The sequence below is a fragment of the Staphylococcus pettenkoferi genome, assembly GCF_002902685.1.
Taxonomy (GTDB): domain Bacteria; phylum Bacillota; class Bacilli; order Staphylococcales; family Staphylococcaceae; genus Staphylococcus; species Staphylococcus pettenkoferi.
The window spans coordinates 1-24,345 of sequence record NZ_PPRN01000030.1 but is presented as its reverse complement, the minus strand read 5'-3'; the positions used below and the strand labels follow the sequence as shown (position 1 = coordinate 24,345).

19 protein-coding genes are annotated in these 24,345 nt (G+C 39.6%); 15 read left to right on the top strand and 4 right to left on the bottom strand.

The features are described from left to right. Positions 1-139 precede the first annotated feature (139 nt). The 3 genes from CD126_RS06240 to rpoC all read left to right on the top strand — a co-directional run bounded on the left by CD126_RS06240 (position 140) and on the right by rpoC (position 8,304). Positions 140-748 (top strand): class I SAM-dependent methyltransferase, encoded by a 609-nt coding sequence (locus CD126_RS06240; RefSeq protein ID WP_049408640.1) that lies wholly within the window; start codon positions 140-142, stop codon positions 746-748. A gap of 205 nt (positions 749-953) precedes the next feature. Further along, positions 954-4,499 (top strand): DNA-directed RNA polymerase subunit beta, encoded by a 3,546-nt coding sequence (rpoB, locus tag CD126_RS06235; protein WP_049408638.1) that lies wholly within the window; start codon positions 954-956, stop codon positions 4,497-4,499. Positions 4,500-4,707: 208 nt separating this feature from the next. Beyond that, positions 4,708-8,304, top strand: a complete 3,597-nt coding sequence (rpoC, locus tag CD126_RS06230) for a DNA-directed RNA polymerase subunit beta' (protein ID WP_162489629.1) — start codon at positions 4,708-4,710, stop codon at positions 8,302-8,304. 124 nt (positions 8,305-8,428) lie between these two features. Here the strand turns inward: rpoC and CD126_RS06225 are convergent, their stop codons facing one another. Continuing rightward, a complete protein-coding gene (locus CD126_RS06225; protein WP_103370204.1) occupies positions 8,429-9,076 on the bottom strand; it encodes an HAD family hydrolase in 648 nt (215 codons plus the stop codon). 267 nt (positions 9,077-9,343) lie between these two features. Between CD126_RS06225 and CD126_RS06220 the strand changes: the two genes are divergently transcribed. From CD126_RS06220 to tuf, 5 genes are all read left to right on the top strand, one after another. Then, entirely contained in the window at positions 9,344-9,598 is a 255-nt protein-coding gene (locus tag CD126_RS06220; protein ID WP_002471473.1) for a ribosomal L7Ae/L30e/S12e/Gadd45 family protein, read from the top strand. A gap of 93 nt (positions 9,599-9,691) precedes the next feature. After that, positions 9,692-10,117 carry a 30S ribosomal protein S12 gene (gene rpsL, locus CD126_RS06215; protein ID WP_002471511.1) on the top strand — a complete coding sequence of 142 codons (426 nt, stop codon included), beginning with the start codon at positions 9,692-9,694 and terminating at the stop codon, positions 10,115-10,117. 70 nt (positions 10,118-10,187) lie between these two features. Continuing rightward, a complete protein-coding gene (gene rpsG / locus CD126_RS06210; protein WP_002471487.1) occupies positions 10,188-10,658 on the top strand; it encodes a 30S ribosomal protein S7 in 471 nt (156 codons plus the stop codon). A gap of 119 nt (positions 10,659-10,777) precedes the next feature. Then, a complete protein-coding gene (gene fusA / locus CD126_RS06205) occupies positions 10,778-12,865 on the top strand; it encodes an elongation factor G (protein ID WP_103370203.1) in 2,088 nt (695 codons plus the stop codon). Positions 12,866-13,129: 264 nt separating this feature from the next. Then, on the top strand, positions 13,130-14,317 hold the full coding sequence (gene tuf, locus CD126_RS06200; RefSeq protein WP_002471493.1) for an elongation factor Tu: 1,188 nt from the start codon (positions 13,130-13,132) through the stop codon (positions 14,315-14,317). Positions 14,318-15,492: 1,175 nt separating this feature from the next. Here the strand turns inward: tuf and CD126_RS06195 are convergent. Next, positions 15,493-16,674 carry an amidohydrolase gene (locus CD126_RS06195; protein ID WP_103370202.1) on the bottom strand — a complete coding sequence of 394 codons (1,182 nt, stop codon included), beginning with the start codon at positions 16,672-16,674 and terminating at the stop codon, positions 15,493-15,495. A gap of 294 nt (positions 16,675-16,968) precedes the next feature. Here CD126_RS06195 and CD126_RS06190 point away from each other — a divergent pair, with 294 nt between their 5' ends. Continuing rightward, positions 16,969-18,159 carry a glycine C-acetyltransferase gene (locus tag CD126_RS06190; RefSeq protein ID WP_103370201.1) on the top strand — a complete coding sequence of 397 codons (1,191 nt, stop codon included), beginning with the start codon at positions 16,969-16,971 and terminating at the stop codon, positions 18,157-18,159. Between the two features lie 74 nt (positions 18,160-18,233). On the opposite strand, the gene CD126_RS06185 is transcribed toward CD126_RS06190, so the two are convergent. Next, positions 18,234-18,674 carry a hypothetical protein gene (locus CD126_RS06185; protein WP_049408621.1) on the bottom strand — a complete coding sequence of 147 codons (441 nt, stop codon included), beginning with the start codon at positions 18,672-18,674 and terminating at the stop codon, positions 18,234-18,236. A 363-nt stretch (positions 18,675-19,037) separates the two neighbouring features. Here CD126_RS06185 and CD126_RS06180 point away from each other — a divergent pair, with 363 nt between their 5' ends. The 6 genes from CD126_RS06180 to CD126_RS06155 all read left to right on the top strand — a co-directional run bounded on the left by CD126_RS06180 (position 19,038) and on the right by CD126_RS06155 (position 23,365). After that, a complete protein-coding gene (locus CD126_RS06180) occupies positions 19,038-19,544 on the top strand; it encodes a GNAT family N-acetyltransferase (RefSeq protein ID WP_002471470.1) in 507 nt (168 codons plus the stop codon). A gap of 399 nt (positions 19,545-19,943) precedes the next feature. Beyond that, positions 19,944-20,306 (top strand): DUF3147 family protein, encoded by a 363-nt coding sequence (locus tag CD126_RS06175; protein WP_002471490.1) that lies wholly within the window; start codon positions 19,944-19,946, stop codon positions 20,304-20,306. A gap of 15 nt (positions 20,307-20,321) precedes the next feature. Further along, complete coding sequence (locus tag CD126_RS06170; protein ID WP_040806280.1) at positions 20,322-20,714, top strand: DUF3147 family protein; 393 nt, start codon at positions 20,322-20,324, stop codon at positions 20,712-20,714. Beyond that, positions 20,683-21,234 carry a TetR/AcrR family transcriptional regulator gene (locus tag CD126_RS06165; RefSeq protein ID WP_103370200.1) on the top strand — a complete coding sequence of 184 codons (552 nt, stop codon included), beginning with the start codon at positions 20,683-20,685 and terminating at the stop codon, positions 21,232-21,234. The genes CD126_RS06170 and CD126_RS06165 overlap by 32 nt, the downstream gene beginning before the upstream one ends. Positions 21,235-21,559: 325 nt before the next feature. Further along, positions 21,560-22,516 carry an ornithine cyclodeaminase family protein gene (locus CD126_RS06160; protein WP_103370199.1) on the top strand — a complete coding sequence of 319 codons (957 nt, stop codon included), beginning with the start codon at positions 21,560-21,562 and terminating at the stop codon, positions 22,514-22,516. Between the two features lie 93 nt (positions 22,517-22,609). Next, complete coding sequence (locus CD126_RS06155; protein WP_103370198.1) at positions 22,610-23,365, top strand: M48 family metallopeptidase; 756 nt, start codon at positions 22,610-22,612, stop codon at positions 23,363-23,365. 306 nt (positions 23,366-23,671) lie between these two features. On the opposite strand, the gene CD126_RS06150 is transcribed toward CD126_RS06155, so the two are convergent. Beyond that, on the bottom strand, positions 23,672-24,277 hold the full coding sequence (locus CD126_RS06150; protein WP_049408616.1) for a YIP1 family protein: 606 nt from the start codon (positions 24,275-24,277) through the stop codon (positions 23,672-23,674). Positions 24,278-24,345: the final 68 nt, after the last annotated feature.

Sequence of the window (24,345 nt, the reverse complement as noted above, 5' to 3'; positions counted from 1 at the left end):
GCAAGCTGAGTAGTTCTACTCAATCTGAAACAAGAACATTTCTAGTCTGACACTTTGAGAAATGAAAACCCCGTTATTGAGATAACGGGGTTTTGTATTATTAGTAAACACTTGAGAAAGTACTAAAAGAGGTGCAACCATGAGCCATTATTATGATGAACGTCCTGATGTGAAGAGCGACATCACCCATTTTACCTATACTTATAAACATCACAATCTTAAGCTAGCGACAGATTCCGGTGTCTTCTCGAAAGGGAAGATTGATTTCGGGTCTGATTTGCTCGTTCGTACGTTTCTGAAAGATCATACACCTGGTCCGACGAAGCGTATCGTGGATGTTGGTTGTGGCTATGGGCCTATCGGGTTGATGTTTGCGCAAGTCGCGCCACATGATTCAGTTACCCTCGTCGATGTTAATCAGCGTGCGCTCGAACTCGCGAAGAAGAATGCGCAGGCTAACCAACTTGACAACGTAACGGTGCATTATAGTGATGGGCTTGCTGATATTGCTGATGAGAGCCAAGACTATGTCGTTACGAATCCGCCTATCCGTGCAGGTAAGACGATTGTTCATCGCATTCTCGAGGATGCGTTTAGTACGTTAGTGACTGATGGGGCGTTGTTTGTCGTGATTCAGAAGAAACAAGGAATGGCATCCGCTAAGAAGAAGATGGAAGCTGTATTTGGCAACGTCGAAGTGCTTGACAAAAGCAAGGGTTATTATATATTAAAGAGCTCAAAAGGTTGATTTAGACGCCTTGTTCTGATATAGTTATAGAATGTTAAAATTTATGTTCAATAAGTGTGTACTTTTACGTATAAAATAACAAAGTAAATTGCTAATAGGTTCAACAGAAAATGGTGTCATCAGAAATGCTACCGTTTTCTTTTTGTCTAATCGTGTTAGCAAAGATATTGAACGTGGACACACAATTTTTGAGGGGTGAATCTGTTTGGCAGGTCAATTTGTCCAATATGGAAGACATCGTAAACGTAGAAACTACGCAAGAATATCAGAGGTACTCGAACTACCTAATTTAATCGAAATCCAAACGAAATCTTATGATTGGTTCTTACAAGAAGGGTTACTTGAAATGTTCCGCGACATTTCACCAATCGAAGACTTTACAGGTAATCTATCTCTCGAATTCGTAGATTATCGTCTTGGAGAACCTAAATACAATTTAGAAGAATCTAAGAACCGTGATGCAACATATGCCGCACCTCTTCGTGTTAAAGTGCGCTTGATTATCAAAGAAACAGGCGAAGTGAAAGAACAAGAAGTCTTCATGGGTGACTTCCCATTAATGACAGATACAGGTACGTTTATCATCAATGGTGCTGAACGTGTTATCGTATCTCAACTTGTTCGTTCACCTTCCGTTTACTTTAATGAGAAGATCGATAAGAACGGACGCACAAACTACGATGCGACAATCATTCCTAACCGTGGTGCTTGGTTAGAGTATGAAACAGACGCGAAAGATGTCGTATACGTGCGTATCGACAGAACGAGAAAGCTTCCATTGACAGTACTATTACGTGCTATTGGATTCTCATCAGACCAAGAAATTATCGATTTACTTGGCGATAGTGAATACTTACGTAACACTCTAGAGAAAGATGGTACTGAGAACACAGACCAAGCGCTACTTGAAATTTATGAACGTTTACGCCCAGGTGAACCACCTACAGTTGAAAATGCTAAGAGTCTTCTTTACTCACGTTTCTTCGATCCGAAACGTTATGACTTAGCAAGCGTAGGACGTTATAAAGCTAACAAGAAATTACACTTAAAACATCGTTTATTTAATCAAAAATTAGCAGAACCTATCGTAGACACTGAATCTGGCGAAATTGTAGCAGAAGAAGGCACTGTCGTAGATCGTCGTAAATTAGAAGAAATTATGGACGTATTAGAATCTAATGCGAACAGTGAAGTTTACGATTTGGAAGATAGTATCGTAGATGAGCCAGTTGAAATTCAATCTATCAAAGTCTACGTACCTAATGATGAAGAAGGTCGTACAACGACATTAATCGGTAATGCGTTCCCTGACTCAGAAGTGAAATGCATTACACCAGCTGACATCATTTCATCTATGTCATACTTCTTCAACTTATTGAATGGTATTGGTTTCACTGACGATATCGACCACTTAGGTAACCGTCGTCTACGTTCAGTAGGTGAATTACTACAGAACCAATTCCGTATCGGTTTATCAAGAATGGAACGTGTTGTACGTGAAAGAATGTCAATCCAAGATACAGATTCAATCACTCCACAACAACTCATCAACATCCGTCCAGTGATTGCATCTATCAAAGAATTCTTTGGTAGCTCTCAATTATCACAATTCATGGACCAAGCTAACCCATTAGCTGAGTTGACACATAAACGTCGTCTTTCTGCTTTAGGACCTGGTGGTTTAACTCGTGAACGTGCTCAAATGGAAGTACGTGACGTGCACTATTCTCACTACGGTCGTATGTGTCCAATCGAGACACCAGAGGGACCAAACATCGGTTTAATCAACTCATTATCTAGCTATGCACGTGTGAATGAGTTTGGTTTCATTGAAACACCATACCGTAAAGTAGATATTGAAAAGAATGCGATTACTGATCAAATCGACTATCTCACTGCTGATGAAGAAGATAGCTATGTAGTGGCTCAAGCGAACTCTCGTACTGACGAAGAAGGTCGCTTCTTAGACGATGAAGTTGTTTGTCGTTTCCGCGGTAACAACACTGTTATGGCGAAAGAAAAAATGGACTACATGGACGTATCTCCTAAACAAGTTGTTTCAGCAGCTACAGCATGTATCCCATTCTTAGAGAACGACGACTCTAACCGTGCGTTAATGGGTGCGAACATGCAACGTCAAGCGGTACCATTGATGAATCCTGAATCACCATTTGTTGGTACAGGTATGGAACACGTTGCTGCACGTGACTCTGGTGCTGCGGTTATCGCAAGACATAGAGGTCGCGTAGAACATGTTGAATCTAACCAAGTACTCGTTCGTCGCTTAATCGAAGAAGACGGTCAAGAGTACGAAGGCGAAGTAGACCGTTATCCATTAGCGAAGTTCAAACGTTCAAACTCAGGTACATGCTATAACCAACGCCCAATTATCTCTACGGGAGATATCGTAGACAAAGGTGAAATCTTAGCTGATGGTCCATCTATGGAACTCGGTGAGATGGCACTTGGACGTAACGTCGTTGTAGGTTTCATGACTTGGGATGGTTATAACTACGAGGATGCCGTAATCATGAGTGAACGTTTAGTTAAAGATGACGTTTACACTTCTATCCACATTGAAGAATATGAATCTGAAGCACGCGATACGAAACTCGGACCTGAAGAGATTACTCGTGACATTCCAAACGTTTCAGAGAATGCACTTAAGAATCTCGACGAACGCGGTATCGTTTACGTTGGTGCTGAAGTTAAAGACGGAGATATCTTAGTAGGTAAAGTAACGCCTAAAGGTGTGACTGAACTTACTGCCGAAGAGCGCTTATTACACGCTATCTTTGGTGAGAAAGCACGTGAAGTTCGTGATACTTCATTACGTGTACCACACGGTGCAGGCGGTATCGTGTTAGATGTTAAAGTCTTTAACCGCGAAGAAGGAGATGACACATTATCTCCAGGTGTTAACCAACTCGTACGTGTTTATATCGTTCAGAAACGTAAGATTCACGTAGGTGACAAGATGTGTGGTCGTCACGGTAACAAAGGTGTTATTTCTAAGATTGTTCCTGAAGAAGATATGCCTTACTTACCTGATGGTCGTCCTATTGACATCATGTTAAACCCACTCGGTGTACCATCACGTATGAATATCGGACAAGTATTAGAGCTACACTTAGGTATGGCTGCTAAGAACTTAGGTATCCACGTTGCTTCACCAGTATTTGATGGTGCGAACGACGATGACGTGTGGTCAACAATTGAAGAAGCAGGTATGGCACGTGACGGTAAGACAGTGCTTTACGACGGTCGTACAGGTGAACCGTTCGACAACCGTATCTCTGTCGGCGTTATGTACATGCTTAAACTTGCTCACATGGTAGACGACAAACTTCATGCTCGTTCTACTGGACCTTACTCACTCGTTACGCAACAACCACTCGGTGGTAAAGCTCAATTCGGTGGTCAACGCTTTGGTGAGATGGAGGTATGGGCACTTGAAGCATACGGTGCTGCTTATACACTTCAAGAAATCTTGACTTACAAATCAGATGACACAGTAGGCCGTGTTAAGACGTACGAGTCTATTGTAAAAGGTGAGAACATCACTAAACCAAGCGTTCCTGAATCATTCCGCGTATTGATGAAAGAATTACAAAGTTTAGGTCTTGATGTTAAGATTATGGATGAACAGAATAACGAAATCGACATGCATGACAACGAAGATGAAGAAGTTGCTGAACGCAAAGTCGATTTACAACAAAAATCTGCTCCAGAATCTCAAAAGCCTGATTAATTGTCACTTAAATAAGTTAAAGAATGCTTTATTGACTAACCACTTTGACGTTAGAGGTAGCAAGCTTGATGTAACGCCATCACTTGCTGCTCTAGCGCCTAAGGTTAGAAATGAATGCTCCGAGACAAATGAGGAATCAATCAATTTGCACAGCTAATCTATATTGAAGGAGGTAGGCTCCTTGATTGATGTAAATAATTTCCATTACATGAAAATAGGACTTGCTTCACCTGAAAAGATTCGTTCTTGGTCTTTCGGTGAAGTTAAAAAGCCAGAAACAATAAACTATCGTACTTTAAAACCAGAGAAAGACGGTCTATTCTGTGAGCGAATCTTTGGACCTACGAAAGACTGGGAATGTAGTTGTGGTAAGTACAAACGTGTACGCTACAAAGGTATGGTATGTGACCGCTGTGGTGTAGAAGTAACGAAATCTAAAGTTCGTCGTGAAAGAATGGGTCACATCGAACTTGCAGCACCTGTATCACATATTTGGTATTTCAAAGGTATTCCAAGTCGCATGGGTCTATTATTAGATATGTCTCCACGCGCACTTGAAGAAGTAATTTACTTTGCTTCATACGTTGTAGTAGATCCAGGTCCAACTGGTTTAGAGAAGAAATCATTACTCTCTGAGGCAGAGTACAGAGAATACTACGATAAATACCCAGGTCAATTCGTAGCGAAAATGGGTGCTGAAGGTATCCAAGATCTACTTGACGAAATTGATTTAGACGGTGAACTTAAATCATTACGTGACGAGTTAGAATCAGCTACAGGTCAACGTTTAACTCGTGCGATCAAACGTCTTGAAGTCGTTGAATCATTCAGAAACTCAGGTAATAATCCTGCATGGATGATCTTAGATGTGCTTCCAATCATCCCACCTGAAATTCGTCCAATGGTTCAATTAGATGGTGGTCGTTTCGCGACAAGTGACTTGAACGATTTATATCGTCGTGTCATCAACCGTAATAACCGTTTGAAACGTCTATTAGACTTAGGGGCACCTGGCATCATCGTTCAGAACGAGAAACGTATGTTACAAGAAGCTGTCGACGCACTTATCGACAACGGTCGTCGTGGCCGTCCAGTAACTGGTCCAGGTAACCGTCCATTGAAATCACTTTCTCATATGCTTAAAGGTAAGCAAGGACGTTTCCGTCAGAACTTGCTCGGTAAACGTGTAGACTACTCAGGTCGTTCTGTTATCGCAGTAGGACCAAGCCTTAAGATGTATCAATGTGGTCTGCCGAAAGAAATGGCGCTTGAACTCTTCAAACCATTCGTGATGAAAGAGCTTGTTCAGCGCGAAATCGCAACGAATATTAAAAATGCTAAAAGTAAGATTGAACGTATGGACGACGAAGTATGGGATGTCCTTGAAGATGTTATCAAAGAACACCCAGTACTCTTAAACCGTGCGCCAACATTACACAGACTTGGTATCCAAGCGTTCGAACCTACATTAGTTGAAGGTCGTGCGATCCGTCTTCACCCACTTGCAACTACAGCTTATAACGCTGACTTCGACGGTGACCAAATGGCGGTTCACGTTCCATTATCTAAAGAAGCACAAGCCGAAGCACGTATGCTCATGCTTGCTGCTCAGAACATCCTAAACCCTAAAGATGGTAAACCAGTTGTTACGCCATCTCAAGACATGGTATTAGGTAACTATTACATTACGCTAGAACGTAAAGAAGCAGTGAATACAGGTCAAATCTTTAATGATGCTAACGAAGTGCTTAAAGCATATGCTAACGGCTATGTACATCTACATTCACGTATCGGTGTACACGCTAGCTCATTCAACAACCCAACATTCACTGAAGAACAGAATAGAAAGATCTTAACTACAACAGTAGGTAAGATTATCTTTAACGAAATCATTCCAGATTCATTCGCTTACATTAACGAACCAAGTCAAGAGAACCTCGAAGTACGTACACCAGATAAATACTTCGTAGATCCAGCTCAACTTGGCGAAGGCGGATTGAAAGAATACTTCGATGATAAAGAACTCGTTGAACCATTCAACAAGAGCTTCTTAGGTAATATCATCGCTGAAGTCTTCAATCGTTTCAGCATCACTGATACATCTATGATGCTTGACCGAATGAAAGACCTCGGTTTCAAATTCTCTTCAAAAGCAGGTATTACTGTCGGTGTATCTGACATCGTGGTTCTTCCTGACAAACAAGAGATTCTAGACGAAAGTGAAGCATTAGTTGAACGTGTAACTAAACAATATAACCGTGGTTTAATCACTGAAGATGAACGTTACAACGCCGTAGTTGAAATTTGGACAAATGCCAAAGATAAGATCCAAGGCGAATTAATGCAATCACTTGAAAAGACTAACCCTATCTTCATGATGAGTGACTCTGGTGCCCGTGGTAACGCATCTAACTTCACTCAACTTGCAGGTATGCGTGGTCTGATGGCAGCACCATCTGGTAAGATCATCGAATTACCTATCACATCATCATTCCGTGAAGGTTTAACTGTATTAGAATACTTCATTTCTACACACGGTGCGCGTAAAGGTCTTGCCGATACAGCGCTTAAGACTGCCGACTCAGGTTACCTCACTCGTCGTCTCGTTGACGTTGCTCAAGACGTTATCGTGCGCGAAGAAGATTGTGGTACTGACCGTGGTCTCCTCGTTTCAGATATCAAAGAAGGTACTGAAATGATCGAACCATTCGTAGAACGTATTGAAGGACGTTATTCTAAAGAAACAGTTCGTCACCCAGAAACGGATGAAATCTTAGTTCACCCTGACGAACTCATCACTTCTGATTTAGCTAAGAAGATTGTTGATGCAGGTATTACTGAAATGTACATCCGCTCAGCATTCACTTGTAATACACGTCACGGCGTGTGTGAACGTTGTTATGGTAAGAACCTTGCAACAGGTGAAAAAGTTGAAGTCGGAGAAGCAGTCGGTACCATCGCCGCACAATCCATCGGTGAACCAGGTACACAGCTTACAATGCGTACATTCCACACTGGTGGGGTAGCAGGTAGTGACATCACTCAAGGTTTACCTCGTATCCAAGAGATCTTCGAAGCACGTAATCCTAAAGGTCAAGCTGTGATTACAGAAATCGAAGGTGTCGTTGAAGAAATTAAACTTGCGAAAGACCGTCAACAAGAAATCGTGATTAAAGGTGCTAACGAAACAAGAAGCTACCTCGCTTCAGGTACTTCAAGATTGAAAGTTGAAGAAGGTCAAGAAGTAGCACGTGGTGAAGTATTAACAGAAGGTTCTATTGAGCCTAAACACTACCTCTCTGTAGCAGGTCTTAACGCTACTGAAAGCTACTTACTTAAAGAGGTTCAAAAAGTTTATCGTATGCAAGGTGTTGAAATCGACGATAAACACGTTGAGGTCATGGTACGTCAAATGTTACGTAAAGTTCGTATTATCGAAGCAGGTGACACAGGCTTACTACCAGGTTCACTTGTCGACATTCACAACTTTACTGACGCAAACCGTGCAGCATTCCAAGAACGCAAACGTCCAGCAACTGCTAAACCAGTACTTCTCGGTATTACGAAAGCGTCTCTTGAAACTGAAAGCTTCTTATCAGCAGCTTCATTCCAAGAAACAACTCGTGTACTTACAGATGCGGCAATCAAAGGTAAACGTGATAACTTACTCGGCTTGAAAGAGAACGTTATCATCGGTAAATTGATTCCAGCTGGTACAGGTATGAGACGTTACAGCGACGTTCATTACGATAAGACTTTATCTGAAGCAGACATGACAAGTGAAGACGTTCAATTCACTGAATAAGATATAAGACAAAGCAGCAGCCCTTAGATGGGTTGCTGCTTTTTGTATTGTAGCGCGATTTGCGAACACATAGGTAAAGCGAAAGGCCTGCACTTCAAACCTTTCGCTTTCATCACTTTTAAGATTATTTAATTTCTGTCAGTAAATCGTTCACGTTATGGACGATAAACGTTGGGTTTTGACTCATCAATTCACGAGAAGAGTGCGAACCCCAAGTCACGGCACAAGAAGCAATATCTGCAGCTTTAGCCATTTGAATATCAAATATAGCATCGCCGATATAAATTGTTTCCATCTTATTCAACTGATGTACCCGCGCAATATAGTTTACGCCATCGGGAGCAGGTTTATATTTATCCACTTTATCTGAACCAACTACCTCTGTGAAATAGTCTTTAATACCTAGTATCGTCAAGTTTCGATCAATCACTTCACTGTGTTTACTAGATACCATAAACATATTGATGCCTTGATTGCGCAACTTAATTAAGATTTCTTCAATTCCAGGGAATAGCGTCAAATACTTATTTTCAACCTTTTTATATTCAGCTCTGAAATCTTCGATGAGTTGAGAGAGTGCTTCTTCACTTAATTGTTGTTCGCTCATTTCTGGAAAGCTTTTTTCGATCGGGATACCCATATAGTGTTGGATTGTCGTCTTACTAGGAATGTTGAGGTTATGCTTTTTAAAAGCATGTTGCGTAGCGATAACACCGCATTGACTTGAGTCAGCGATCGTTCCGTCGAAGTCAAAAATGTAGTTTTTATACATGATGATTAAATCTCCTTTTTCTGTTTGGATTAGTGTAACACAAACGCTTGTATTTGAGACCACTCATTTTATGATCAAAGAAAGGAATTTGACTAGTAGAAAATCGCTATAGGTGGTTTAATTTCGCAAACGTATCTGATAACATAAATGGAGTATAAGACAACGTAGCAATGAAGCCAATATAATTCACTAATTGTATTGACGGGGCATCTAACTCATGTTATTATTGTTAAGGTTGATGCAAGCAGAACTTTGGAGGATATGTAAATGTCTAATGAAAAAGTTGCACGCTTTAACAAACAACGCTATGTTGTTGGTCTGAAACAAACGCTTAAAGCTTTGGACAAAGACCAAGTTACATCATTGATTATTGCGAAAGACGTCGAAGTTTATTTGTTGACGGACGTGTTGAACAGAATCAATCATAAAGCGATACCTATTGACTATTTCGAAAGCAAACGCGCTTTAGGATCAGAGGTAGGTATCAACGTAGATGCCACAGTCGTGGCGCTACTGAAGTGAATTAGTAAGCTGAGCCTTACTAAATTTTCTTTAACTCAAAAATGAACCACCTGGATGTGTGGGATTATAAAACAAGAGAGGAGGACACATTCAATGCCAACTATTAACCAATTGGTGCGCAAACCAAGAAAAAGCAAATCTAAAGTATCAGATTCACCAGCATTGAATAAAGGTTTCAACAGTAAAAAGAAAAGATTTACTGACTTAAACTCACCACAAAAACGTGGCGTTTGTACTCGTGTTGGTACTATGACACCTAAAAAACCAAACTCCGCGTTACGTAAATATGCACGTGTGCGTTTATCTAACAATATCGAAGTTAACGCATACATCCCTGGTATCGGCCACAACTTACAAGAACACAGTGTTGTACTTGTACGTGGTGGACGTGTAAAAGACTTACCTGGTGTGCGTTACCATATCGTACGTGGTGCACTTGATACTTCAGGTGTTGATGGACGTAGACAAGGGCGTTCATTATACGGAACTAAGAAACCTAAAGACGAAAAGAAAAAATAAGTTTAAGATTGCGTAAATCGTGATTATAAAAATGAAATTACGACTATACTAGGAAGGGAGGATTCTCAATATGCCTCGTAAAGGTTCAGTACCAAAAAGAGACGTGTTACCAGATCCAATTCATAATTCTAAATTAGTTACTAAATTAATTAACAAAATTATGTTAGACGGTAAACGCGGTACAGCACAAAAAATCTTATACTCTGCATTCGAAACAGTACAAGAACGTACTGGTCGTGATGCAATGGAAGTATTCGAAGAAGCTATCGACAATATCATGCCTGTATTAGAAGTTAAAGCTCGCCGTGTAGGTGGCTCTAACTACCAAGTACCAGTAGAAGTTCGCCCTGAGCGTCGTACTACATTAGGTTTACGTTGGTTAGTCAACTACGCTCGTCTTCGTGGTGAAAAAACGATGGAAGAGCGTTTAGCTAACGAAATCTTAGATGCTGCTAACAACACAGGTGGCGCTGTTAAGAAACGTGAAGACGTTCATAAGATGGCTGAAGCCAACAAAGCATTTGCTCATTATCGTTGGTAAGATAGTTAAATTGACCCTGAGCGACAGTTGCGAATACCACGAGTATATTCCTTCTTGTGCTTAGGGCATCGCCATATGGATAGTATTTATTCACAGTAATACTGGAAGGAGAAAAATACATGGCTAGAGATTTTAGTTTAAAAAAGACTCGTAATATCGGTGTCATGGCCCACATCGATGCTGGTAAGACAACTGCGACTGAACGTATTCTTTACTATACTGGCCGTATCCACAAAATTGGTGAAACACACGAAGGTGCTTCACAAATGGACTGGATGGAACAAGAGCAAGACCGTGGTATTACAATCACATCAGCTGCCACTACTGCTCAATGGAATGACCACCGTGTAAACATCATCGACACACCAGGACACGTAGACTTCACAGTAGAAGTTGAACGTTCATTACGTGTGTTAGACGGTGCGGTTACAGTACTTGACGCTCAATCAGGTGTAGAACCTCAAACAGAAACAGTTTGGCGTCAGGCTACAACTTATAGCGTTCCTCGTATCGTGTTCGTAAACAAAATGGACAAATTAGGTGCAAACTTTGAATACTCAGTAAGCACTATCCATGATCGTTTACAAGCTAACGCTGCGCCAATTCAATTACCAATTGGTTCAGAAGACGATTTCGAAGCAATCATCGACTTAGTTAAGATGAAATGCTATAAATACAACAATGACTTAGGTACAGATGTTGAAGAAATCGACATCCCTGAAGATCATAAAGAAAGAGCTGAAGAAGCTCGTACTACATTAATCGAAGCTGTTGCAGAAGTCAGCGACGATTTAATGGAAAAATATCTTGGTGACGAAGAAATCTCAATCGACGAATTGAAAGATGCAATTCGTTACGCAACGAACGAAGTAGAATTCTACCCAGTTCTTTGTGGTTCAGCGTTCAAGAACAAAGGTGTTCAACTTATGCTTGACGCTGTTATCGATTACCTACCATCACCATTAGATGTTAAACCAATCGTTGGTCACCGTGCTGAAGAACCAGACGAAGAAGTGGTTTGTAAAGCAGATGACGATGCAGAATTCGCTGCATTAGCATTCAAAGTTATGAGTGACCCTTACGTTGGTAAATTAACATTCTTCCGTGTGTACTCAGGTACACTCGACGCTGGTTCTTACGTGAAGAACTCTAGTAAGAACAAACGTGAACGTGTTGGTCGTTTACTTCAAATGCATGCGAACCACCGTGAAGAGTTAAACACAGTTTACTCTGGTGACATCGCTGCAGCTGTAGGTCTTAAAGAAACTGGTACAGGTGACACTTTATGTGGCGAGAAGAATGACATTATCTTAGAATCAATGGAATTCCCAGAGCCAGTTATTCACTTATCAGTTGAACCTAAATCTAAAGCTGACCAAGACAAGATGACTCAAGCTTTAGTTAAATTACAAGAAGAAGACCCAACATTCCGTGCGCATACTGACGACGAAACTGGACAAGTTATCATCGGCGGTATGGGTGAGTTACACTTAGACATCTTAGTTGACCGTATGAAGAAAGAATTTAACGTTGAATGTAACGTAGGTGCACCAATGGTTTCATACCGTGAAACATTCAAGACACAAGCGTCAGTTCAAGGTAAATTCGCGCGTCAATCTGGTGGTCGTGGTCAATACGGTGACGTTCAAATCGAATTCACACCAAACGAAACTGGTGCAGGTTTCGAATTCGAAAACGCTATCGTTGGTGGTGTAGTTCCACGTGAATACATTCCATCAGTTGAACAAGGTCTTCAAGATGCTATGGAAAATGGTGTCTTAGCTGGATATCCATTAATCGACGTTAAAGCGAAATTATTTGATGGTTCATACCACGATGTCGACTCATCTGAAATGGCCTTCAAGATCGCTGCGTCATTAGCGCTTAAAGAAGCTGCGAAAAAATGTGATCCAGTAATCTTAGAACCAATGATGAAAGTTACAATCGAAATGCCAGAAGAATACATGGGCGACATCATGGGTGACGTTACAGCTCGTCGTGGCCGTGTAGATGGTATGGAACCACGCGGTAACGCACAAGTTGTTAACGCATTCGTACCACTTTCTGAAATGTTCGGTTATGCAACTTCATTACGTTCTAACACTCAAGGTCGCGGTACTTACACTATGTACTTCGATCACTATGCAGAAGTACCTAAATCAATCGCTGATGAAATCATCAAGAAAAACAGTGGTTCTGCAGAATAATAACTGAATACAACTGAATAAAGTTACGTTTATTCTGAATTGTATTCGTTAGGCAGAGCAAAGTTTTATGCATTGATTTTTTGGTTAAAATGCATTATAAATGAACTGTATAGGTTTGTTTAAACTATGTTAGAAACAACAGTGAACTAGGAAGACTATCGTATGGTAGTTTCTTCCTAGGGAGCTGATTCTCATGATGGTGAGAAACTGTCATGAGAGATAAATAATACAAACAATTTTCTATCGAAGAGGAGAGATTCTATAATGGCTAAAGAAAAATTCGATCGCTCAAAAGAACATGCCAATATCGGAACTATCGGTCACGTTGACCATGGTAAAACAACTTTAACAGCTGCAATCGCAACTGTATTAGCAAAAAATGGTGATACTGTAGCTCAATCTTACGACATGATTGACAACGCTCCAGAAGAAAAAGAACGTGGTATCACAATCAACACTGCTCACATCGAGTACCAAACTGACAAACGTCACTACGCTCACGTTGACTGCCCAGGACACGCTGACTACGTTAAAAACATGATCACTGGTGCAGCTCAAATGGACGGCGGTATCTTAGTTGTATCTGCTGCTGACGGTCCAATGCCACAAACTCGTGAACACATTCTTTTATCACGTAACGTTGGTGTACCAGCTCTTGTTGTATTCTTAAACAAAGTTGACCAAGTAGACGACGAAGAATTATTAGAATTAGTTGAAATGGAAGTTCGTGACTTATTAAGCGAATACGACTTCCCTGGTGACGATGTACCAGTAATCGCTGGATCTGCATTAAAAGCATTAGAAGGCGACGAAGAACAAGAAAACAAAATCTTAGAATTAATGCAAGCAGTTGACGACTTCATCCCAACTCCAGACCGTGACTCTGACAAACCATTCATGATGCCAGTTGAGGACGTATTCTCAATCACTGGTCGTGGTACTGTTGCTACAGGCCGTGTTGAACGTGGTCAAATCAAAGTTGGTGAAGAAGTTGAAATCATCGGTATGGCTGATGAATCACAAAAAACAACTGTTACTGGTGTAGAAATGTTCCGTAAATTATTAGACTACGCTGAAGCTGGTGACAACATCGGTGCGTTATTACGTGGTATTGCACGTGAAGACGTTCAACGTGGTCAAGTATTAGCTGCTCCTGGTTCAATCACACCACACACTAAATTCAAAGCTGAAGTTTACGTATTATCTAAAGACGAAGGTGGACGTCACACTCCATTCTTCTCTAACTACCGTCCACAATTCTATTTCCGTACTACTGACGTAACTGGTGTAGTTAACTTACCAGAAGGTACAGAAATGGTTATGCCTGGTGACAACGTTGAAATGGACGTTGAATTAATTTCACCAATCGCTATCGAAGACGGTACTCGTTTCTCTATCCGTGAAGGTGGACGTACTGTAGGTTCAGGCGTTGTAACTGAAATCAAAGAATAATAACGAGTATATCTTTTTAGAGCTCCCTTTATGGGGGCTCTTTTTTGACTAAAAATAACTAAAAAGACCCGGAACATGATGTTCCGGGCCTTTCTCTCCTACTATAAGAAAAGTGATGCTTATGAAAGTATTAAGTTCCTTCTTTAGAAGGAGAGACCACATAGTGGTTCCTATCGAAGAATTACTACATCTTATGATAGATTTAGGAATGTTAATTCTAGTCTTCATAGGATTAGTAGTATCGATAGTTAATATTAAAGAAAAGTAATATTAAATGACCATACAAGCTTTAGCTTGAATGGTAATCTAATCATCAAAAGCCACCGTATAAGAACGAGCTTATATTATTAAATTAGCATACTTTCGTATGAAATACTATAAATAATTGAAAGAGTAAAAAAAGAGTGGTATAGATAGGCTTTAATATATAAAGTTTAAATGAATCAAATCATGTAAATCAACACTTGTAAAAAACTGATATGTTGATCTTAAGCTATGTTACTAAAACTTCACACTTTTAATTTAGACTATCCGGGTGACAGATTCTTCACTGTAATATGTATATAAGCAAGTTGGAAGATGGTGGCAATCCTAAATAAAGGAGAGTGATGCTTATGATAGCATTTACTTTATTCTTTAGAAAGGAGACGCCACGTTGTGGTTTCAATTGTAGAATTACTACATCTTATGATAGATTTAGGAATGTTAATTCTAGTCTTCATAGGATTTGTTATCTCAATGATTACCATAAAAAAATAAAAATCATTCCAACTTTTGTTAGAATGATTTATAGAAATTATTCTAGCCACCGTCTAAAAACGGGCTTATAGGGTGTAAGTGTTCCAGCACTTGCACCTTCTTTAATTTAAAGATAGCACAGTTTGTCGATAAAGTCTATCTTTAAAATGATAAAGCATTTACTATTTAAATATTACAATAAGAAAATCACTCAGAAAAGTAAGTATCCACCGAGCGTCTACATTTGTTGGTATTTTATGACTGATGATTAAGACTAAATTGATTATAAAGCTCAACTACTGATGAAAGAATTTAAGCCCTATTGAATAAAAATCTCTCTATTCAAGTGAGATATTGAGTGAATAAAAAAGGAGTGAGATAACGCACATCACTAAGATCTTGTTATCCCACTTCTTTATTAATATAAATGTATAAATCTACGCTTTCTCATCTTCGAACACATTTTCCAGATCAAGAATCTTTAAGAAAGTACTTAAAGCATATTTCAAAGCTGCCTCATCGATATCGAAATAAGGACTGTGGTGCGGATGCATCGTATCTTTCTGCTCGTTGCCGCAACCAGTCAAGAAGAACCCACCTGGTTTCACCGTTTGATAGTAAGAGAAGTCCTCACCAATCATCATCAAATCACTATCATGATAAATCAAATTGAGATCTTGTGCTGCGTGTTTAATCGTTTCATAGCACTCGTGGTTGTTATCCACAGGGAGATAACCTCTAATGTATTCAAAGTCATACGTAATATCATTGGCCACTGCCAGTCCTTGCAATAGCTTCTCCATCTTATATTTAATATGCGCTTGGATGTCTGTATCAAATACACGAACCGTTCCACGACAATATGCAGAGTCTGGAATCACGTTATCTGCCGAACCAGCTTGAACCATGCCGAAACTAATCACCGCATGTTTCACAGGGTCAATCGTACGTGTCACGATCTTCTGTGCGCTGAGAATAAATTCCGCCATCACAACGACAGGGTCAATCGTTTCGTGAGGCTTAGCGCCATGCCCGCCACGACCGTGAATTGCGATGTTAAATTCATCAGGAGAAGCCATCATCGCACCAGAGCGAGAATAGATCGTACCTGTAGGATAGCCAGACCATAAATGATTTCCATAAATACGGTCTATGCCCTCAAGACAGCCGGCTTCGGTCATTTCTTGTGCACCACCTGGCATGAGTTCTTCGCCATGTTGGAAGATGAGCACGACATTACCGTTAAGTTGGTTTTTATGTGCCTCTAGAATCTCAGCTAATGAAAGCAGAATAGCCGTATGACCATCGTGACCACATGCATGACTCACACCACTGTTGCGAGACTGGTAATGAGATTCTCTTGCTTCTTCAATAGGTAACGCATCGAAATCAGCGCGCAAAGCAATCGTCGGACCATCGCCATGGCCTCTGAACGTCGCTACGATACCATTGCGACCCACCGGCTGCTGTACTTCACATGACAAATCATGCAGCTTACTCAAGATATACTCGTGTGTGTGATATTCTTCAAATGATAACTCTGGATATTGATGTAAGTAGCGTCGCGTTTGTATCATTGTCGTTTCGTAGTCGCGTGCAAGTTCGAACCAATCTGTCATGTTTATCCTTCTCCTTACTTAATTTCACCTCATTATAACACGATTTGCGCCTCTGCAGTAAGGTCTGACCCCGCCTTTTAACTGTGATAGTGTTACATGTAAAATAGACCGAGGCTATCATGATAAAAGCGCTTTCTGAAATGACCGTATTCGCTTTTCACTCAATATAAAATAGGGTATGATAAAGATGAGGTTAGATTTAATATCATGTATAACATACGAAAGGTCAGCGAGTTGAATCATCTCGCGCCTCGACTTTCATGGCTTGTTACACATAACAAAGGAGGACTATGAGTGGTACAATCACTACACGATTTCTTAGATGAAAATCTCAATTACTTGAAGGAGAACGGCTTATACAACGAGGTTGATACGATTGAAGGGGCAAACGGTCCTGAAATTCAAATCGACGGCAAGAAATATATCAACCTATCTTCAAATAACTACTTAGGCTTAGCTACAGACGAAGACTTGAAAGCTGCAGCTAAAGAAGCGATTGATACCCGCGGTGTTGGTGCTGGTGCGGTACGTTCAATCAACGGTACACTCGACATCCACGACGAACTTGAACAAACACTTGCTGAATTCAAAGGTACAGAAGCAGCAATCGCATACCAATCAGGTTTCAACTGTAATATGGCAGCAATTTCTGCAGTAATGAATAAAAACGATGCGATTCTATCAGATGAATTAAACCACGCTTCAATCATCGATGGTTGTCGCTTATCTAAAGCGAAGATTATCCGCGTGAACCACTCTGATATGGATGATTTAAGAAAGAAAGCGAAAGAAGCGGTTGAATCAGGCGAGTACAACAAAGTAATGTACATCACTGACGGCGTATTCAGCATGGACGGTGACGTTGCGAAGTTACCAGAAATCGTTGAAATCGCTGAAGAATACGGCTTACTCACTTACGTTGACGATGCGCACGGTTCAGGTGTTATGGGCAACGGCGCTGGTACAGTGAAGCACTTCGGCTTACAAGATAAGATCGACTTCCAAATCGGTACATTATCTAAAGCGATTGGTGTTGTCGGCGGTTATGTTGCAGGTAGCCAACAACTCATCGATTGGTTGAAAGCACAATCTCGTCCATTCTTATTCTCAACTTCACTTGCGCCTGGAGATACGAAAGCGGTTACTACTGCAGTTAAAAAGCTTATGGCATCAACAGAGCTTCACGACAAACTTTGGGATAATGCGAAATATCTTAAAGAAGGCTTACAAAAACTTGGTTTCGACACTGGTGAATCAGAAACACCAATCACACCAGTTATTATTGGTGATGAAAAAGATACACAAGAATTCAGTAAACGTCTTAAAGATGAAGGTATCTACGTGAAATCCATCGTCTTCCCAACAGTGCCACGCGGTACAGGACGTGTACGTAACATGCCTACTGCAGCACATACGAAAGAAATGTTAGACAAAGCATTAGCTGCTTATGAAAAAATCGGAAAAGACATCGGTATTATTAAATAATTATCAAATGTTAAAGACATGAATCATCCCCCGTTCGCTATCTGTAGCGAGCGGGGGATTTGTTGCGCTTTGATTTAGCGCTTCATTTTATCTCGTGCTTCTCTTAACGCTTTACTTTGCATAAATGGAATAACGACCCAAATAATGTGTAGTAATATCGTTAAGATAACGAGAAGGATAGGAATAAAGATTTCCATGATACTGATATCAATAATAAATGAAATAATGATAAATGCTGTGATAAACGGTAAGGCACAAACGACAACAAGTACCAGTAAGACGAATTGAAGTACTTGTGTCGCGAAAGAATTAATTAAGTCTAATCCTATAATTGCTAGGTAGGCTAAGGTAATAATAATTAGAAGCACTACCAGCCATCCTTCTGAAATACCATTTTGACTCTCAATATGTTTTTGATAAGGCGTTAATGTAGGTAGAATAAATAAAAACATCGTTGATAGCCATGCTAATATACCAAAGAATACAAACATGATTTTTGAATTATTGCTATTCATCGTAAACGACCTCCATTCTTTTCTGTCTTTTCTGGAGTTGAATCGTAAGGTGGACTATCTTTCTTGTATATTACATAGCAAATTAATTTGTTCTCATTAGTAAATATACCCTTTTTTCACAATATTAATTCATTATATAGTTTGCCTATAACGATATTTTTATTTGATCATTTTTTGCGATGGTTATGGAAAATGAAAGGATGCGCAGTATTACTTTTATCATCGTGAGGAATTTTATGCTCATCAAGTCAAATAAAGGGGTTGCATTTTACCTAAGAAAGTCTTAAGATGAGTTCGTTAGAATTAATGAGCTGTATGAAAATAAAAATTTCATAACGACTTAGCAGAAAGAGGGGTGTCAACATGGCTGAATTTAGAGAATTAACCATGGCGGATGAAGAACGTTATTGTGAATATATTAAAGAATGGATCGATAATGACGAACTCGTTGTCCCACGTGTAACGGACATCGTGAAATACGATGACTTCGAAGACCTTGTGAAGTCACTCGAAGCGAATAAGTCGCATGACGAAAGTATCGATAATACAACATACTTCCTCATCGTTGAAGGAACAATCATCGGTGCGGCAAATATTCGTCATGACTTAAACCACAAATTGAAGAAAGTGGGCGGTCATGTTGGCTATGGCGTGCGGCGCAGTTATCGCGGTCAAGGCTATGGAAGCAAGATCTTGAAAAAAGCGCTAGATTATCTATCACGTATCGATGTTAAAGAGGCGTTGGTGACTTGCGAGAAGTCGAATACGTCATCGGCTAAAGTCATCGAGAAGAATGGTGGCGAAGAAATCGAGCCGAGCGTGATGGAAGACGGTACTGAGGTGCGTCGCTTTATTATTGAAATTGCATAAGATGATGTGAAGTTGGAGAACCTAATGCGGGCTGAGGCTTGTCATTAGGTTCTTTTTCGGTGGCAGGACAAGAAGAAGTTGTTGTTTTCGCGGTGCTGCATCTACAACGTGGACTTTGTAATTCGGCTTTGTCCACTTTGTTCTCTTCACATTAATTAACTCGATGATCGTACATCAACTCCCGTAAAATAATTTAAGAAGCGCAGTAGAGAGTTGTCTTCATAAGGGTTTTTATATTTATGAATGCTAGGGGATAAAGACAACACAAGTATAAATGTCCGCCTTCCTCATTAAGAAAGCCCTTACATTAAATTAACTATTTACATCCTACCGTGACGGCGTTATGATAATTAGTGAACGAAACGTATCGTTTTATAATAGAAGGAAGAAGGATGTAAGATGTTTGGCATATCACTCGTTAGTTTAATCTTGAGATTTCTAATAGGTGGGCTTGCCGTAGCGGCCGCATCAGTGCTCGCGAAGAAAGTTGGAGGTAAGATCGGTGGCATTATTGCGACAATGCCGGCAGTTTATCTCGCAGCAGTGATTGCGCTTGCGATTGACCATCGAGGACAAACGCTCGTCAACATGTCGATTCACTTAAGTTCAGGAGCGATTCTAGGTATTGTTGCATGTATTGTTACGGTATTTGTGACGGCCTATTATATTAAGAATAAAGGCTTCCAACGCGGAACCGTGTTTGCAGTCTTATTTTGGCTCGTATTATCTTGTGCATTTTTCGGAATCAAACATTTAATGTAAGGAGAGCGAATGTCAGTGAAATCACTCGTCATTAAATTTGTACTCGGCGGCGCAGCAGTAGCCTTAAGTTACATTATATCTATGGTCATACCTTGGAGAGAGTTTGGAGGGATCTTCGCAACGTTCCCCGCAGTTTATCTCGTATCGATGTATCTCTCTGGATACGAATTCGGCGACAAAGTAGCGATGCACGTGAGTCGTGGCGCAGTCTTTGGTATGATAGGTGTACTAGCCAATATATTAGTGACATGGATCATGTTAACTTATACAGGAATGTGGTTATTAAGCATCATCGTTGGATTTATCGCATGGTTTGTCACTGCAATGATTGTGTTTGAGCTAGTCGAGTTGATAGCACATAGAAGAGGTGGCGCACATGGCAGGGAGACCCAAAGATCCCACGGTTAATCAGAAAGTATTTAACGCAATAGACGATATTTTAAGTAAACAACATTATCATGATATGACCGTTGATCAAATTGCGAATCAGTCCGGTGTATCGAAGACGACGATTTATCGACGTTGGTCTGACAAATCCTTTATCATCATCGATATGTTTCTCGAACAGACCGAGACCTACAAACCCCATCCTGTGAGTTTGTATGACGATTTGTATCAGTTTCTCATTCACGTCATGCACATCTATAAATCCAATTTAGGCATTGCAGTGATGGAAATCTTGATCAATCAGTATCATAAAGAGGCCAAGATGCGTTTCATGGAGGCATACTTTAGCGAGAAACGTAGCGTGTTGAAAGATATTATTGAGACATATACGACGATAGACGATGAAGATTTGTTTATAGATTTAATCTTCTCGCCGATCTATTTCAATTTGATTATTAAGCCTGAAGTATTAGATGAGGCTTATATTGATAAAATATTGCGATTAATATTGAGAATGTACGAACTTTATCATCAACAGTAGTTGCTCTATGTAAAAGTGTTGAGCGTTCTTTAAAAGTTGAGCGCACTTTATAATAGGAAGGCACGCGTTTAAAAAATGATTATGAGTATAATAGCGAGCTGGAGTGTGATTACAGTCATACTTCAGCTTAATTTATGTCAATTTGTTATCATAAAGATGAGTTAAATCACTTCTGTTTCAGGGTAGGATATCAGTAAGTGAAGTAGTGAATATATGGACTTTGTAGGTGCTTTAAAAGACGAAGTTCCAATGAACATTAATTTTACCTATACTAAGAGCTAAAAGTGCTCATACATAGAATTTAAGAAGAAAGGGAGCGAAAGCGATGAGATATATTAGTGCACAAGACCAACGTGACGTTATGGATATGAAAGAAGTCGTAAAGGTGACAGGACAAGCGTTACAAGCCTACTCAGAAGGAAAGACTGAGACGCCTCTTCGTTACACATTACCGTTTAACGACGATAACCGTTATTTAGTCATGCCAGCAATTTGTGATGAATTACAGGTAACAGGTGTGAAGATTGTCAGTTTCGTACCGGGCAATCCACAACGTGGTAAGCAAACAATTGAGGGTTCCGTAATGCTGACAGATCATGAAACTGGTGAAACCCTCGCTGTACTCGATGGGGCATTTTTAACTAAAATCAGAACTGGCGCGATCTCAGGTGTCGCAACGCAGTACATGGCGCGCGAAGATGCTGACACGTTGTGCGTCATTGGAACAGGTGAGCAAGCAGAAGGATTGATTGAAGCGGTGCTTGCAGTTCGCGATATCAAGCGCATTCAATTCTTCAACCGTACGTATGAGAAAGCAGTGCGTTTTGCGGATGAAATAAAAGCACGTTTCGACTATCTTGAAACAGAAGTGTTTGAAGATGTGAACGACGCGATGAAAGGCGCTGACGTCGTAGTCACAGCAACGAACTCGCCTAAGCCTGTATTTGAAGGGAAATTAGATGCCGGCGTTCACTTAAATGCGGTAGGTTCGTTCAAACCAGATATGCAAGAACTTCCAAGTGATGCCTTAGCTCACGCTGATAAAGTGGCTGTAGAGTCTAAAAACGCTGCGCTAGAAGAGACAGGCGACTTTATTGAAGCAATGAAAGCTGGAAAATTTGATGAAGCGGATCTTTACGGAGAACTTGGTCGTATTGTGAGTGGCGAACTTACAGGACGTGACAATGATGATGAAGTAACGGTCTTTAAATCAGTAGGACTTGCGATTGTGGATATTGTCGTGGCGCAGTATTTCTATGAAAAGTTGGCTGAAGAGAAATAAGGTTGAAATAGGAATGTAGAGAATGAACTGGTGTATGAAAGAAATACTAATTTCAACCTTCTTCAATACTTTAATAAAGGGATTTTGTGATTAATGAGAATTGTTTCGTTAATACTGTTAATTATTGCTATTTTGTTTAAGTTTGGAATTGTCCATTTATCTTTTATTAACGATGCGCAAATGAGATTTATCTTTTTATTTGCTATTGGGCTATTCGTCTACGCATTTGTAAAACCACATATAGACATCATTTTCTCGAATAAGAAAAAGGTGAGTAGTGAATTTATTCAAAGAACTGTGCCTGAATTAAAGGGTGAAGAAATCGATATTTTATCTGCAGATGTGCCATACAAAGCTAATTTATTCGCTTTAAAGAGAAGAAGATCTTCAATAATCATCGATAATCGTATTCTTGATCAACTTTCGGACGAAGAGTTGCGCTTTTTTATCATGCATGAGTATAGTCATATCAGAGATAATGACCCTTTAAAAATGCAGTTAGCTTCTTTGAGTGCTATTGCATTAGTGCCATTCATTGTTTCAATATTATTGGATATCTTCTCATTACCTAATAACGCTATAGCTATTACTGCTGTCTTTGTGCTATTCGTTATAATTTACCTTTCAGGTTTAGCAGGCTCTTTTAAGTATAAAAGACATATCGAGTTGAAATGTGATACTTACGGAGCTAAATACGTTGATAAAGAGGATATCGAGAATGCATTTCATCAATTAGTTAAATTAGGACCCATTAACAATAAAAAACGAGGCGCCTTATCTTCTCATCCTAGTGTAAATGAGCGTTTAAAGAATTTAGGTATTGCGATTGAAGATGAGGGAAAGAGTTAGAGGTATAGATTTCCGGTTAAAAAAGTATGAAATCGAAAGAAACTAGAGCATCAAATTTTTACTGAACATCCTCTAAAGTTGTGCTGAGGTTAAGTAGGTAATTTTAAAGGCTTGTTCCTAGATGATTAGGAAACAAGTCTTTTTTATTGCTTTTGAACTAATTATAAATCCCAGGGTGTATAAGTAGACTCGATTATGTTAAGACAGACTGTAATATTAAGTGCTACAAAAATAACGGTCAGCAATTTATAATCACTGACCGTTAGATATTTCTATTGATTTTGTATCGTTTCTTGATTACATTCCTTAACCTGCATTCATCATTCCTATTGCAATAAGAACTATCAATGCAACAATAGCCCAAATAACTGCTGATTTTTTAGAAAGTTTAGCAGTAAAGTAATAATATAAACCAATTACATAAGCAGATAAGAAATATTGTAAATTGATTGCCTCCAAGAAACCGTTACCTTTATCAAATATGTTGAGACTTGCTATATTATACTCGCCCAAATCAATTCCTGCAATTGCTTGAATTGCGAAAACTATAAGCACGAAAGTATAAACAATAATGTTATAAGAAAGTGATGCAGAAAAAATACTTAAAGCTGAGACATCAGATTTCATAATTTTAGAAATTACTAAAAAGATTAAGAAAGCAATTAATATAAGCAAAATAAAGTTACCTATCGCTCCACCAATGATCATAGGCCATTTGAATTGATTATAGGCATCTATGGCTTGTTGACCAGCATCATTTTTTTTAAGTAATTTAGTCTGATCGATAGCGATAAAGTGAAGCCAACTTACAAAAAATGAAATAATTAAGAAAGCGATTAACTTAACCAACCACTTCGGATGCTCTCTTAACTTAGCGAAATGATCGGCAAAGGGTAATTTCGAATTCTCCATGAACTAAGTCCTCCTCAATATGTAATCACTTTCACATTAACATTAAAAGCGATCCATTGGAATATAAT